The sequence below is a fragment of the Pseudomonas monsensis genome, assembly GCF_014268495.2.
Classification (GTDB): domain Bacteria; phylum Pseudomonadota; class Gammaproteobacteria; order Pseudomonadales; family Pseudomonadaceae; genus Aquipseudomonas; species Aquipseudomonas monsensis.
Genome location: NZ_CP077087.1, coordinates 432,197 through 446,505, shown reverse-complemented (window position 1 = coordinate 446,505; position 14,309 = coordinate 432,197). Strand labels below are relative to the sequence as shown.

At 62.1% G+C, this 14,309-nt stretch carries 11 protein-coding genes; all 11 read right to left on the bottom strand.

From position 1 onward, the window contains the following. Positions 1 to 18 precede the first annotated feature (18 nt). Positions 19 to 552, bottom strand: a complete 534-nt coding sequence (gene pgaD, locus HV782_RS01915; RefSeq protein ID WP_123470414.1) for a poly-beta-1,6-N-acetyl-D-glucosamine biosynthesis protein PgaD — start codon at positions 550 to 552, stop codon at positions 19 to 21. Beyond that, positions 549 to 1,904, bottom strand: a complete 1,356-nt coding sequence (gene pgaC / locus HV782_RS01910) for a poly-beta-1,6-N-acetyl-D-glucosamine synthase (protein WP_123470412.1) — start codon at positions 1,902 to 1,904, stop codon at positions 549 to 551. The genes pgaD and pgaC overlap by 4 nt, the downstream gene beginning before the upstream one ends. 1 nt (position 1,905) lies before the next feature. Continuing rightward, positions 1,906 to 3,903 carry a poly-beta-1,6-N-acetyl-D-glucosamine N-deacetylase PgaB gene (gene pgaB, locus HV782_RS01905; protein WP_186748096.1) on the bottom strand — a complete coding sequence of 666 codons (1,998 nt, stop codon included), beginning with the start codon at positions 3,901 to 3,903 and terminating at the stop codon, positions 1,906 to 1,908. A 12-nt stretch (positions 3,904 to 3,915) separates the two neighbouring features. Beyond that, positions 3,916 to 6,396 carry a poly-beta-1,6 N-acetyl-D-glucosamine export porin PgaA gene (gene pgaA / locus HV782_RS01900; RefSeq protein WP_186748095.1) on the bottom strand — a complete coding sequence of 827 codons (2,481 nt, stop codon included), beginning with the start codon at positions 6,394 to 6,396 and terminating at the stop codon, positions 3,916 to 3,918. Between the two features lie 257 nt (positions 6,397 to 6,653). After that, complete coding sequence (locus HV782_RS01895; protein ID WP_186748094.1) at positions 6,654 to 8,159, bottom strand: YdgA family protein; 1,506 nt, start codon at positions 8,157 to 8,159, stop codon at positions 6,654 to 6,656. 292 nt (positions 8,160 to 8,451) lie between these two features. Further along, positions 8,452 to 9,087, bottom strand: coding sequence for an NADH:ubiquinone oxidoreductase subunit N (locus HV782_RS01890; RefSeq protein WP_123470404.1), 636 nt, complete (start codon positions 9,085 to 9,087; stop codon positions 8,452 to 8,454). 93 nt (positions 9,088 to 9,180) lie between these two features. Beyond that, positions 9,181 to 10,623 carry an efflux transporter outer membrane subunit gene (locus HV782_RS01885; RefSeq protein WP_123470401.1) on the bottom strand — a complete coding sequence of 481 codons (1,443 nt, stop codon included), beginning with the start codon at positions 10,621 to 10,623 and terminating at the stop codon, positions 9,181 to 9,183. Next, positions 10,620 to 11,507 (bottom strand): efflux RND transporter periplasmic adaptor subunit, encoded by an 888-nt coding sequence (locus HV782_RS01880; RefSeq protein WP_123470399.1) that lies wholly within the window; start codon positions 11,505 to 11,507, stop codon positions 10,620 to 10,622. The genes HV782_RS01885 and HV782_RS01880 overlap by 4 nt, the downstream gene beginning before the upstream one ends. Next, entirely contained in the window at positions 11,504 to 11,713 is a 210-nt protein-coding gene (locus HV782_RS01875; protein ID WP_027611129.1) for a DUF1656 domain-containing protein, read from the bottom strand. The genes HV782_RS01880 and HV782_RS01875 overlap by 4 nt, the downstream gene beginning before the upstream one ends. Then, positions 11,710 to 13,773 (bottom strand): FUSC family protein, encoded by a 2,064-nt coding sequence (locus HV782_RS01870; RefSeq protein ID WP_123470397.1) that lies wholly within the window; start codon positions 13,771 to 13,773, stop codon positions 11,710 to 11,712. The genes HV782_RS01875 and HV782_RS01870 overlap by 4 nt, the downstream gene beginning before the upstream one ends. Continuing rightward, the gene (locus tag HV782_RS01865; RefSeq protein ID WP_177490613.1) at positions 13,770 to 14,198 is read right to left on the bottom strand and encodes a MarR family winged helix-turn-helix transcriptional regulator; all 429 of its coding nucleotides are present in this window, start codon (positions 14,196 to 14,198) and stop codon (positions 13,770 to 13,772) included. The genes HV782_RS01870 and HV782_RS01865 overlap by 4 nt, the downstream gene beginning before the upstream one ends. Between the last annotated feature and the right edge of the window lie 111 nt (positions 14,199 to 14,309).

The window sequence follows — 14,309 nt, the reverse complement described above, 5'->3', positions numbered from 1 at the left end:
TGCAGGGGTATTTCCAGCTCAGGTCAGGCGGCTCACCGGTTCGCGATTATCGTCATCTTCAGCATGCAGGAAGATCACCCGCGGGTGCTCCAGCGGTGCCAGCGGCGGTGGCAAATCCTGCTGCTGAACCGGCCAGAAATGCGTCACCACATGGCTGATGTCCCCTTCCTGATCGTTATGGATGGTCATGACCCCAGGGGTACGCAGCTTCTGCAAGCGGTCATCGCACAGACGAAAACTCTTGGTCAGCCCTTCATCATCGACCACCGGCGCGGGCAAGCGGCGCTGGGCGAAGCTTCTGCTCTTGCGCTGCTGATAACGCGCCCAACCGATCAGAATCACCGCGTTGACCAGCGCCACCCACAGATAAATCTGCAAAGTGCCCAGCGCTTCGAACGCCGAATTGTCGATGCGTGGCCCGCCCGCATGAGTTTCGATCAGCGGCCATAGCCCGCGTATCAGCAAGAACAGCAGCCCCACCCATGCCACCACGGTAAGAATCACATCGACCACGACCAGAAAAGGCCGCTGGCGGGTCCGGATGATTTTCATTTGATGACCTCCTCTTCGTCGTCCCCGATCGGTTTGATGCCGCGGTCAGGGCTGACCCAACGCGCCCGTTTCTGATGCTGGCCGAATAACACTTTGGGGAAGCTGACCAGCGTGGTCAGCAGGCTGACCAGCCAGAATGCAATCGGATACCAGACCACCCAGAACATGGTCTTGCCCAACCCCGGCTCGTAGCGCCGGTCGATGATGATGCTGACCGCGAACTGCACCAGGCAGACGAACGCCAGCAACAGCCCGGTAAACGCCGGCGGCATCAGGTGATGCACGGCAATCGACTCTGGCATGACCACAAACTTGCCGACACCCCAGAAAATCACCGACAGCAGGAAGGTAAACGCCCAACCGGTCGACAGGCAGTATTCGAACAGCAGCGGCCACAGATAGCGGTGACGGTACTGCCAGATGCCGCGGATGTTCTTGAACAGCACTTCGGCACCGCCCTGGGCCCAGCGCAGGCGCTGCTTCCACAGACCGCCGAGGGTTTCCGGCATGAGAATCCAGCACAGCGCGCGCGGCTCGTAGAAGATGCTCCAGTGATCGAGTTGCAGCTTCCAGCTGATGTCGATGTCTTCGGTGATCATGTCCGGGCTCCAGTAGCCCACCCGATTCAGCGCCGTACGGCGGAATGCGACAATCACCCCCGACACGGTAAAGATCCGTCCGAACACTCGTTGCGTACGTTTGATCAAGCCGATGATCGACGAGAACTCGCCGACCTGAACCCGCCCGACCAGCGTCGAGCGCGTACGAATTCGCGGGTTGCCGGTCACCGCGCCAAGGCGTGCGTTATCCAGCATCGGCGCGACCAGATAGGCCGCCGTATTCGGCGCCAGCAACGCATCACCGTCGATGCACACCAGATATTCACTGCGCGCGGCAATCGCGCCCATGCGCAGGGCGACCGCCTTGCCCTGGTTTTCCGCCAGATGCAGCACGCGCAGGCGTGGGTCTTCCTTGGCCAGGCGGTCGAGGACTTCGGCGGTGTTGTCCTTGGAGCCGTCGTTGATCGCGATGACTTCGATGTTCGGGTAGTGCTGGGCCAGCGCCGCGTGGATCGTATCGGCGGCGTTGTCACCTTCGTTGTAGCAAGGGATCAGGATCGAGATCAGCGGCTCGCCCGCCAGGGGCGGTGGCAGGGTGTCGTCCTTCCACGGCCAGTGGCGTTCCCAGTGCAGCCAGAAATACAGGCCGCCGGCAATCCACAACCCGGACATGAACAACGGGTAGAAAAACACGAAGTCCATCAGGAACTGCCCGGTGACCAGGAAGATCAGTCCCAGCGGCACGCCGAGGACGAGCGCCAGAACAAGCAGGGCTAACAGTCTATCCAGCATGTCATGGGTTCCATTTGTTGGAGAGTGCAGGCCTTACGGTTTTCAGGTCCGGCAGGTTGTCGAGGAAGTTGTCCGGGTAGTAACCGAAACTGGTCGCGCCCTGACGCTTGAGGCGGCCCATCCAGTCGGCGAGGTGCGCGCCGTCGATGTCGGCCTGATCTTTTTTCGTCCAGTCGCGGGCCTGCAACTCGAACACCGTGCGGTTCAGGGCACCGGGGCGCTTGCTGACGGTTTGCACCAGGGTTTCCAGCCACGGGCCGGACTCGGCCTGGGTCTGTTTTTCCATCAATGGCATGGCCATCGGCGCGGTCCAGTCGTAGGTCTGCAAGAAGTCGTCGAGGTTCTGCGCGTACCAGGCTTCGCTGTCGGGATTGAGCATCGGCTCGGCGAAAATATTGCGCGCGGTCAGCACCTGCGGGCCCCGAATGGCGCGGACTTTGGCGGTCAGCTCGTTGGTGAAGTCGATCAGGTAGCGGCTCTTGAACCGCGTCCAGCGCTGCATTGCCGCCGGATCATCGCGCAGGGCGGCAATCGAACCTGGCAAACCGTGGGCGACGTAGGCTTTCAACGCCTCGGGGCCGGCATCCTCGAAGTCCGACAGAATCGCGTCGTCGTGATAGAGGATGCCGTTGACCGACGTCAGCCGTGCCACGTCTTCATAGATTTCGCCGATGATCCGTCGCACTTCCGGATCGAACGGCGACAAGCGTTGGTACTGATCCGGATCCACCGAGGTGATGCCGGTTTTCGGGTCCCACCGGGTCACGCGCGGCAGTTTCGAGTCGAGACCAAAACTCAGCACCGGCATCCACGCGAAGACCTTCACGTTAGCGCGGGTACGTAGTTGCCAGGCGACGCGGTTAAAAATATCCGCACGTACCGGCAAGTGACGGTTGGGGAAGTACAGCGAGTGCACCAGACCATCGCCCTTCGGGTCGGCAAAGGCTTGCAGGAACACCGTGTTGGCGCCCATGTCGGCCATGCGCTGCACCAGTTTGCCGAGGTTGATGTCCTGTTGTGCCGGGTCCGGGTCGTAGACGTTGTCCAGATCGACGTGCACCACACGCATGACGAAATCCGACTGCACGTCGACGATGCTATTGGAGAACACCTCGCCATCGGGATCGGAGGAAACCAGGAAGCGCGGGCTGCTCATCAGGTTGTCGAGGGCATCGAGACCGTCGTCGAGGGTCAGGGCCATTTCGTAGCCCTGGTCGCCAATCACCGCCAGCGAAGTACCGTCCGCCGCGCCGTAAGGCCAGACCCAGATGCGCGGCTTGTAGCCCGTGACCTTGCGAATCTTTTCCGAGATGGTCGCGACGTCGTTGCGGATCCGCGCACGGAAATCCTCTTCGGACTCGTAGCGTTTGGTCACCGGATCGTAGCGTCGGGTTGCCGCCGCCGGCTGCATGTTGCCCTGCGGGTTGGCGAGGATGCCTTTGTGACTGGCGTCGGTGTGGGCGGCGATTTCCACCAGACCGGATTGCGAGATTTCGCGGATCTGATCCCAGGTCAGGAAATCGGAACGCGCGCGCGGAGCGCCAGCGAAGTCCACCGGTTGATTGAGCGGCGTGTCGATCCAGACGCCGACCGGGGCCAGCAAGGCGTGCCAGTTGTAGGCGCGCAGCACTGGCAGCACGCGGGTATAAAAGCTCGAATAACCGTCGTCGAAACTGAGCAGGATCGCTTTCGCCGGCAGCTCCGGGCCGCCCTTGCGCGCGGCCATGATCTGGTCGACCGTCACCGGTTTGTAGCCGTTCTCGCGCAACCAGGCGAGCTGCTCGATCATGCGCTCGGTACGCACCGCCACCACCGCCTGATCAGGGTCGCGGTCTTCGACGTCGTGATAAGCAATGCCGAGCACGTGATTTTTCGGCCACGGTTTTTCACTGGCCGCCAGCGGGCGTTCGGACGGCGGTGCGAAGGCCGGGGCTTGCTGGGCGCAGGCGCTGACCAGCAGCACTCCCAGCAGAAGGATGAAACGCGAAATCAAAGGCATCTTCAAACTCTTCTAGAAGCGGAAAGTGAGGTCGACGAGCAGACGCAGATCAGTTTCCCGATCACCGTCGTAGGGCCGGTTGATCACACTGAACAAGCCGCCCACCTCGAACACGTCGTTCCAGGCATAACGCTGGCCGTAACCGAGCAGCGCCATGCCGCCGGTGCCGTGATCACGCTGGCTGTACGTGCCCGCACCGGCCTGGAACTGCTGGCTCCAGGAGGTTTCGTAGCGGTGGTAGAGCACGTGATTGACGTTGACCAGCGGCATCACGCTGAAGTCGGATTTCGGGTTGAAGTACGGCACATCCTCGGAATTGGAGTTGTGGCTGGTGCCGACTTCCAGACCGGCGTCGACCTGCACGTTCGGTGCGCTGTAGACGCCCTCGCGCCCGGTGAGCAAGGCCTCGACGCGGTTGTTGCCGTCGCTGAAGTGCGAAGGACTCACCGACAGGCGCCATTCGCGGCTTTCGTTGGCGCGCCAGCGAATGAAACCGCTGCCACCGTTGGCCTTGATATCGCTGTTGAGCGCGCGCAGCGGTGTCTCGGCCGACAGGTATTCGAGGCTGCCGCCGTATTGCCAGTGGTCATTGATGTCGCGGGCGATCGCCAGTCGTGCGCCCTGTTTGTCACCAAAACCGTAGGAATGGTTGGAGACTTCCGCTTCGAGGGTCATGTCGCGGGTACGCCGCTCCAGGCCCACACGCTGGAAACGGTGGTTGCCGGTGCCTTCGGCAAAATCGCCAGTGGCGTAGCCGGCGCCGGCGAACACCCGCCAGTCTTCGTCGATCGGCGGGCTATACAGGGTGCTCTGAATGCCAAAATCGCGGCTGCCACTGACGGCTCCTGCGTCGCCACTGCCGCCACCGTTGGCCTTGCCGCCGTAGGCTTCGACGCGCAGTTCGGACATGTCATGCACTTCGCGCTCACGCGCCGCCCGCTGGACCTGACGGTTATCAGGGAATCGCGCGACCACGTCATCGGTCAGCGCATCCATCTGCCGCCATTCCTGCAGCGTCATCGCCGTGCGCGCCTGCGCGACTTCCAGGCCCATGTTGCGCGGCACCATGCTCTCGGTTTCCTTGAGCTGGACTTCCGCACGGCGCGGCCATTGCCGCGCCAGATACAGGTCGGCCTGGGCCAGACGCAGGCCGACATTGCCGGGGGCCTGATCGACCAGCGTCTGCAAGCGTTCTTCGCTGTGGGGCAAGTCGGAACCATAGGTGCCGGCCTGTGCGGCCAACTGCTGGGCGTCCATCCATTCATGGTTGGGGTTGCCGATCGGCAAGCCCTTGAGTTCGATGCGCGGACGCTGGGTCTTGGCCAAGTCTTCGGCGACCTGGCGGGCCTCTTCGGCGCGGTCGCTTTCAAGCAACGAGTAATACAGCGCGGTGGAATCTTCGAGGCGATCACCGACATCCGCGTCGGGTGCCGACAGCACTTGGCGATAGAGGTCGGTGGCGATTTCCGGCTCACGCTGGTCCAGATACGACGCCGCCACCCAGCGCAGGGCGTAGGTCGGAATGTTCACGCCTTCGGCGTGCAGCTTTTGATATTCAGCAATGACGTCGGCGGTGCGCGCCCGGGCCTTGAGCGCGCCCATGCGGTCGATGCGCCAGCGGATCACGTCATCGTGTGCAGTCGCGTCGGGCGTCCAGGTAGCGAGGAGTTTGTCGTAGTCGGCCAACGCTCGGTCGGCGATGACGTAGTGCTCTTTCTCACTGCGGGTGGCGAGCTCGGCGAGGCGCACGCGTTCGGCGGCCAGATCGCCTTCGAGGCGACGCAGGATGACCGGATCGATCAGCCCGGGGCGTTGATTGGCCAGGCGCAACGCCGGCTCCGGCAGACGCGCCTTTTGCAGGGCGACCACGTATTCTCGGGCAACTTGCGGCTTGCTGCCGGCGCGGATGAAGGCCTGATCGTATTCGAACAAAGCGTCGTAGGGTTTGTTGTCACGGGTCAGGGCGTACCCCAGTGCCAGACGACGCGCAGGGTCATCGGGTCTGGCCGCCACCAGCGCTTTGGCGCGGGTCACCGCTTCGTCGGGTTTGCCGGCGTCGGCCTGAGTCAGGGCCAGACCGAGTTGCAGATCAGCGTTATCCGGCTCCAGCGCCAGGGCCTTGTTATAGACCTGAGTGGCTTGATCCCAGCGCTTGAGGTTGCGGTAGGCGCGCGCCGTGGCGGTCAGCGCCTGAACCGGCAGGACGCGGTCGCGGCCCTGGGTCTCATAAACCTGCACCACTTCGGCATCGAGACCGGCCCAGCTGGCGATTTGCAGGTGATCGCTGACCTGCCCGGTCGTCGACTGGCCGGGAGGCACCTGACGCAATACCGTCAGTGCAGGCGTGTACTGCCCGGCACGGGCGTCGCGCACCATTTGATCGTAGGGTGTGTCGGCAAACGCCAGTGCCGGCCAGAGCAATTGGCTGCACAGCGCGACACGAAACAATGGGCGTAAACCACGATGTAATACGGGAACATCAATACGCGGCATTCGTCAGCATCCTTACATGGCTAGCCGGGTCGCAATGCCCTCCTTGCCCATTCGTAACGGTGGCCGCGATCAACCACCCACGGCCAAGCTTAGTCAGGCAGTCTTGCACGCAAGCGTAGACCAGGATCCGCAACGCAATAATTGTTCAGAATCGTGCCGGCGATTCCATCGTGGCACCGAAACCCCGAACGCCAGACAGCAAAACGCCCGGCGTCTGCGCAATGCAGAGGCCGGGCGTTTTCATTTAGCGCGCAGTATTACTGCACTTGCGTGACGCCGGCGAATTTGCTCATCAGGAAACCGACGAACTGCTCAACGGTCATTTTCTGGCCGTTGAACTCCACTTGATTGGCGGCGTAATGCAGCTTGGTCACGACGTTGGTGCCATCCAGGGTCGCCAACTGCGAACCGACGGCCATGCCGGCAAACATGTCGGCCGCCTCTTTGGACTGATCGACAATCGCTTTGGCGTCGGTCTGGCCATCCAGTTGCGCCTGCACGCTGAGCAGGTCGATCAGCATCGGCTTGGACACCTGGATATTCAGGTCCAGCAGGGCAATCAGTTGCTTGCCCAGCTGATCCGGCGGCAGGTCCATCGACTGCGGCTTGGTCAGGTCGACCACCAGATTGGCGCGGCTCTCACCGTTGGCGGTTTTCAGCGACAGGTTTTCCAGCGCCACTTGCGGCCCGGCGGCCAGCAGTTTCTGCAGGTCGGCTTTGACTTGAGCATTTTCCGCTTCGGTCAGATTCAGCTCGGGAGCCGGCAAGCCGGCTTCGGCAGCTTCGGCGGCGGCTTTTTCATACGGCTGCAGTTTGGTCTGGTAGATCTGCATCAGCGACATGGTCGATGGGATATCGAGGTTTTTCAGGCTCATGGCCATAGCGGCCGAACCGATTTTCTTGTCGTTGAGGCTGATTTCGCCAATCTTGTAATCGGCGCGGCCCGAGGCATTGCTGCCGCTTTCTTCGGTGAGGTTCTTCATTTCGAAGTTCTTCACGCCGAGCACCGACTGTTGGGTGCCGAAGGTGGTCTTGCTGTTGGTCAGCTCCAGGGTGTTTTCGCCGGTGTAGTAGCCATAGCTGCTCTTGGCGAGGTTGCTGGCCAGGGTCAGACCGTTGAGTTCGATCTGCACGGGCGCCTGATCTTCGGCGACGGTGACCAGTTTCAGGTTGTCCATATAGCCGTCCGCCTTGACCTTCTGTGCCTGGGCACTGGCGGAGATGTTCAGGGTCAGGCCGGAGAACTTCAGGCTGGACTGTTCATCCAGCGCGGTTTCCAGCGGCAGCAGGTCGACGGTGCTGGTGGTGGATTCGTCGTAGCCGATGTTGGTCACGCCTTTGAGCGGGGCAGCGCCCTTGGCGGCGGCGAACCATTTTTCAGTGGCGGCGTTCTTTTCCAGCTCATAGTTGCTGGTGGCCATGACCGGCAGCCATTTCAGCGACACCAGGCGCGAGAACGGCAGCGGGCCGTGCTCGATGTGGTCGACAAACAACAGCTCGACCGGTTTGTCACCGAACATCTCGCCTTCGCCCTTGAGGCGGTAGTGCGCGGTGCTGGTGAAGGTGTGACGCTCCAGCGACACCAGCTCCAGCGACGCGGTGCCATTGGAGCCGGCCATCGCGGTCTGCAGCTCTTTGTTGGCGTTGGTGACGGCGTTGTTCAGCACGCCTTCGATCTTGGTCCCGGTATACCAGGCCCCGCCGGCGCTGATGGCACCGATCGCAACAACAATCCCGAGTAGCACGCCTGCTGATTTATTCATGAATGACCTGATCGATTTCCGTGGCTGTGAGTGTGGTTGTCTTCCCTGAACCCGTGATCGGGTCGCGGCTCGACTGCGCTGAATTCAGCGGTGGAGATTAGCACCGGGCACGGGAGGAGGCCCAATGTTTAAAGGTTAAAGAGTGTCTATGGGAATTGTGGACAGTCGACAGGCGGGAAGAGTTTCGGTGTTTTTCAGTCCGCCTTCGCGAGCAAGCTCGCTCCCACAAGGACAACGCTGTACCTGTGGGAGCGAGCTTGCTCGCGAAGGGGCCAGATGATTCAGCAGAGAATCAGGAATACTGAACCTCGATTTCATCGAGTTGATGATCAAAGCTCTTCAGCCGTGCGGTCCAGGTGTACACCAGCACTTCAAAATCCCGGTCAATCACCGCCCCGCCCGGCCCGTCGGCGCGGGGGTCGCAGAAGTCCAGTTGATAGCGCTCACGGGCCATGGCCGTGGCGACATCGGACAATTCCCGGGCGTTGTTCAACCAATGCCAGCCCTCGCCATCAATCTGCTTGTCGAGTTCCAGGCACTGCTTCTTCAGCGCTTCGAGGCTTTTTTCCAGCGGCGTGCCAGTGAGTTCGCCCATGACTTCGGCGAAGGTGCGACCCGGCTGCCAATAGCTGCCCCAGAAATACCGGTCGAACACGGTTTCGACCCGACGCAGGGCGACTTTGGTGTCCCAGATCAGCACCAGGGTCCTGCCCTGTTCAAGCTGTCGTTTCTTGACCCGCTGCACCTGGACCGACGCCCACGCCACCACGACGATCGCCATGACCGCGATCAGCGCGGTCGCGCTGTCGAGGAACACCATCGCCTTGTCGATCTGGTGGGCCAGCATGATGCCGTAGAAATAGGTGGCCGAGAGCAGCACCAGCGCTGCGATGGCGCACCAGAAGCCGAGAGCGTAAGGGTTTTTCATTATTGGTTTCCCCTAGACCAGCGCTAGCAATGTGCGCTGAAGGGGCGCCTTGCTCGGGGCGCCCTTCCAACACTTCAAAGCATAGCAACGGCCTCAGGGTTTGCTGGCGGTTGTCGCTTGCGTTCGTCCGCTTTCCCAACCGCCGCCCAGGGCGAGGAACAAATCGATCTGACTCATCGCGACCTGGGTGTTGGCCGCGGCCAGTTGCGCGGTGACGTCGGTGTAAGTACGGGTCGCTTGCAGGTCGGCGAGGAACGACTCGCGCCCGGCCTGGAAGAAGCGGTGGGTCTGGTCGGCGGCCAGTTTCGCCGACTGCTCGGCATCGGCCAGCGCATCGCGGCGTTGCAGCAACGCGCTGTACTGGGCCAGACCGGTCTGGGTCTCGCGGATGGCGTTGAGCACCACGCCGTCGAAATGCGCCAGCGCGCCTTGGGTCGAGGCTTCGGCTTCACGAATGCGCGCGCGGGCGCCGTTGGTCGGCACTTTCCAGCTCAACGACGGGCCGAAGCCCCAACGGTTGGTCGACGGATCGCCAAGGTCGGAAACAATGCCGACGGTGCCGATGGTCGCGCCGATGCTGATGTCCGGGTACAACTCGCCCGTGGCGATGCCGATCCCGGCGGTCGCGGCGGCGAGACGACGTTCGGCCTGACGTACATCGGGACGGCGCTTGAGCAGCGCCGCACCGTCGCCGACCGGCACCCGTTGGGCGATTTTTGGCAATTCGGCGCAGGTGGCGGTGCCGGCCGGCAATTGCTCGACCGGTTTGGCCAGCAGCATCGACAAGCGGAACAAACCGGCCTGACGCGCCGCTTCATAGCGCGGCATGTCGGCGCGCAAGGATTTGAATTGGGTTTGCGAACGGGTGACCTGGGTTTCATCGCCACGCCCGGCATCGCGCAGGCGCTGAATCAGCGTGGTGCTCTGCGATTGCAGGTCGAGGGAATGCTGGGCGATTTCCCGCTCTTCATTGGCGGCGCAGACTTGCGTGTAGGCGCGAACCACGTCCGCCACCAGGGTGATGCGCGCGGTGTCGGCCGCCGCTTGCGTGGCATCAGCGTTGGCTTGCGCCGCTTCGATGCCGCGTTGCAGCGTGCCCCACAGGTCGAACTGGTAAGAAGCACTGATGCCGATGTCAGCGACGTTGGCCACCGGCACTTTTTCTGGCAACAGGAACGCCTGACCGGATTCCTGCAAGCGCTGCGCGCCCATCTTCACGCCGCCGCTCCAGCCACCGGCCGCTTTGGCTTCATCGACCTGCGCACGGGCCCGCGACAGGTTGGCCGCAGCCACGCGCAAATCGGTATTGGAAGCCATGGCCTGCTGCACCAACTGGTCCAGACGCGGGTCTCGATACAAACGCCACCAGTCCGCCGGCACCGGTGCTGAAACCACCGGTTTGCCCTCCACGGCCAACTCGCCCTGAAAGTCCTTGCGCTGCACCGCCGCGTCAGCGGGCAGGTGATAATCCGGCCCGACCATCTGACAGGCCGAGAGCATCACGCCCAACCCGGCGATCATCAGGGCCCTGTTCATTGCGCAGGCTCCTGCTTTTGCTCGTCGATGATCGACACGGTCGCGGTGCGGCCGGCGATCATGCGGAAGTCCTCCGGCACATCATCAAAGGCGATACGCACCGGAATCCGTTGCGCCAGGCGCACCCAGCTGAACGCCGGGTTGACGTTGGGCAGCAGGTTGCTGCCGCTGGTGCGGTCACGGTCTTCGATACCGGCGACGATGCTTTCGACATGCCCGCGCAGCTTCGCTTTGTCGCCGATCACACGGATGTCGACAGACTGGCCGACATGGATGCCGTCGAGTTTGGTTTCTTCAAAATAGCCGTCGATGTGGAACGAGTTGCTGTCGACCACCGACAGCACCGGCCGCCCGGCCGTGACGAACTCTTGCGGACGCGGTGCACGGTCGTTGACGTAGCCGTCCACCGGACTGCGGATCACCGAACGGTCGAGGTTGAGCTGGGCGCTGTCCACCGCCACCAGCGCTTCAGCCAGCGCCGATTGCGCACGGGCGACCTTCGACAGGCTTTCTTCCAGCTGTTCGGCCGGCACCAGATTGCCCAGGCCACGGTTACGCTTGGCCTCACGCTGGGCCTGGGCGAGGGTTTCTTCGCGATCGGCAACCGTTGCTTTAGCTTGACGCAGGGCCAGTTTGAAGCGGTCCTGGTCGATGCTGAACAGCACCTGGCCGCGTTTGATCAACTGGTTGTCCTTGACCTCGACCTGCTGGATCAGCCCGGACACGTCCGGGGCGATCTGGATGATGTCGGCACGGATATGGCCGTCGCGGGTCCACGGCGCAAACATGTAATACATCACCATGCGCCAGACGAGGACGACGGCGAAAGTCACGATCAGCAGGGTCAGGACCACGCGACCGATAGTCAGAAACGGTTTTTTCATGTCATCAGGTATCGACTGAGTGAGTCCACGCCATACAACAGCACGGCGTAGAGAGCCACGTTGAACAATGCCCGGTGCCAGACCAGACGGTAAAAGTGCAGGCGTGTGAGCACGCCGTGCACCAGCAGAAACAACACATAGGTGATGCCCATCAGCACCAGCAGGGTCGGCAGGAAAATGCCGCTGATATCCAGATCACCGATCATAGGGGCGCTCCATCGGGCAGCGGTTCTTCGGCATCGCCAGTGCTGACAAATTCCACACCGGGCAACAGCGCCAGGCGCAAACCGCTCAAGGCATGCAACAGGTTTAACCGGGTTTCCTCGTCGCCGTGCCCTTTGAGCGCACGGCGCGCGCGGTCCATCGTCATCAATAAAGGACTCGGCGCCGGCAAGCGCTCGCCGGCCTTCAGACAGGCGCGGAAATACTCGCCAACCTCAGCCACCACTTGTTGCAGCAGGACCTGCGGCGCGCCGCTCACGCGTGGGGTGTAGGCCAGCAGATCGAGCAGGTTCAGGCCCACACGCACTTCCCGCATGGCAATGCCGGTGTCCTGACCGGTCATGGCCAGGCGTGGCAAGTGCTGCATCAAGCGGTCGAGCAGTTGCACGCCCAAGTGCCGGTGTTCAGCGAGGTTGGCCGGCTCGGTCATGTGCACGATGTCCTTCCAGCTGAAGCGGGTCAGGCGTTTGGCGGCCAGTTCGACGCCGAACGGGCGGGCGATCAGGGTCCAGATAAACGCGAAGAGCAAACCGATGGGGCCGGCCAGGTTGGCGTTCACAAAGGCGAAGAAGTCCGCGTCGTACGCGCCCTGAATGCTGATGAAGGACGAGGTGTTGACCAGCGTCAGAAGCATGCCGAGGTAGAACCGCGGCTGTACCGTCAGGGTGCCGACACAGATGAACGGAACCGCAAACGCCAGCACCAGCATCGGAAAGTCGTGCAGGTTCGGCAGAATCAGAAACAGATAGAGGCTGGCGAACAATACCGACATCCCGGTCCAGAAAAAGAACCGGTAGATCTGCGGCGCCGGGTCGTCCATCGAGGCAAAGAAACTGCACGCCACCGCCGCCAGAATCACCGCACTGCCGCCATCCGGCCAGCCGAGCAGGATCCACAGTACCGAGGCGACGATGATCGCCAGAATGGTCGAGGCCACCGAATACAGCATCATCCCGCGATCGAGAAACGGCGTCAGACGCCCGAGGCGCCAGTGCCGGTAAACCGCGCGCCAGCTGTCCTGCCGTTCGCAGAGAATCGCGTCCTGCAGGCTGCGGCAGTCCTGCCACAGATCGATGAATTCACCGAGGCGATAAATCGCGTTGGAAAACAGCAATTGCTGGCGGTCTTCCAGCGCCTCGCAGCTTGGCTGCAAGGCCTGAAGCTGATCCTTGAGCGCCTGCCAACGCGCCAGGTCGGCGTCGTTATGGCCGAGCCATTGCTGGGTCGCAGTCAGCAGCGGGGCAAACTTTTCCACCAGTTCCGGCGTGCGTCGTTCGAGGGCGTAGAGCGAGTCTTCGAGGGCGTCGATCACCGGCAACAGGTGGATCATCCGCCCGCGCAGCTCCTTGGTGTTGCGCACGGTTTGCGGCCTCGCGCCTTCGTGGGGCAACTGGCCGATCATCAATTCGAGGCTGTTGAAATTGGCGACCATGGCCATGCGCAAGGCCGTGATCTGCTCAGGCTGCACGTCGCGGCCGAGAAATTTCAGGCTGTACGTCGTGGCATCGGCGAACCACTTGCCGACGGCGTCGTTGAACACCGGCGCCAGGCGGCGCGGCCAGAACATCGCGCCGATCACCGCAGCCACGGCGATGCCGAGGAAAATCTCTTCGGTGCGCGCTTCTGCCACGTCCCACACCGCCAGCGGGTTATCCACCGTCGGCAAGGCAATCAGCGGCAAGGTGTAACCGGCGAGCATCAGCGCGTAGTTATTGGCGGTACGCAGGTGCAGCGACAGGAACAGCAAAATCCCCGTCCACAAGGCAATGACCACCACCAGCACATACGGGCTCTGCACGAACATCGGCACGAACAGCACTGCCGCTGCGGCCCCGAGAAAGGTGCCGATGGCGCGATACAGTGCCTTGGAGCTGGTTGGCCCGAGAAACGGACTGGAAACGATATACACCGTGGCCATCGCCCAATACGGACGTGGCATTTGCATGAGCAAGGCGATGTACAGCGCGATCATCGACGCTGCAAAGGTACGGACCCCGTAAAACCAGTCACGGGCCGGCGGAATGCCAGAGAAAAAACCGTTCAAGACTTGATCACCACAGGCGGATGGGCCACCTCAAAAGCGCGCAGTACCCGAAGCGCAGCCTCCAGATCACTCTGGTCGATGCCTTCGAGTACCTCGTGACGCAGGCGCACCAATTCGGCTTCCACCGCTTGCACCAGCTCGCGGCCGGTATCGGTCAGGCTCAGACATTTGGCCCGACGATCCTGGACATCTTCGGTGCGGCAGACGTAACCGGAATGGCACAACTGATCGAGCAGACGCACCAGCGACGGACTCTCCATCCCGGCCGCCTGCGCCACTTGCACCTGACGCACGCCCTCACCCAGCCGGCCGATCATCAAGAGCGGCACGGCGCAGGCTTCGGAGATGCCGTAGTTGACCAGCGTGGTCTGGCAGATTTTCCGCCAGTGCCTGGCGGCCACCACCATGGCACTGCTGATGTTCATCTGGAGAGCGTCGAGGGAATTCGGCACGGGACAATGCACACTGTTAGTTTGCTAACTATCAATATCGCATTGGCAGGGAATTTCAGTCAAGTTTTGAAACAAATGTTCCTT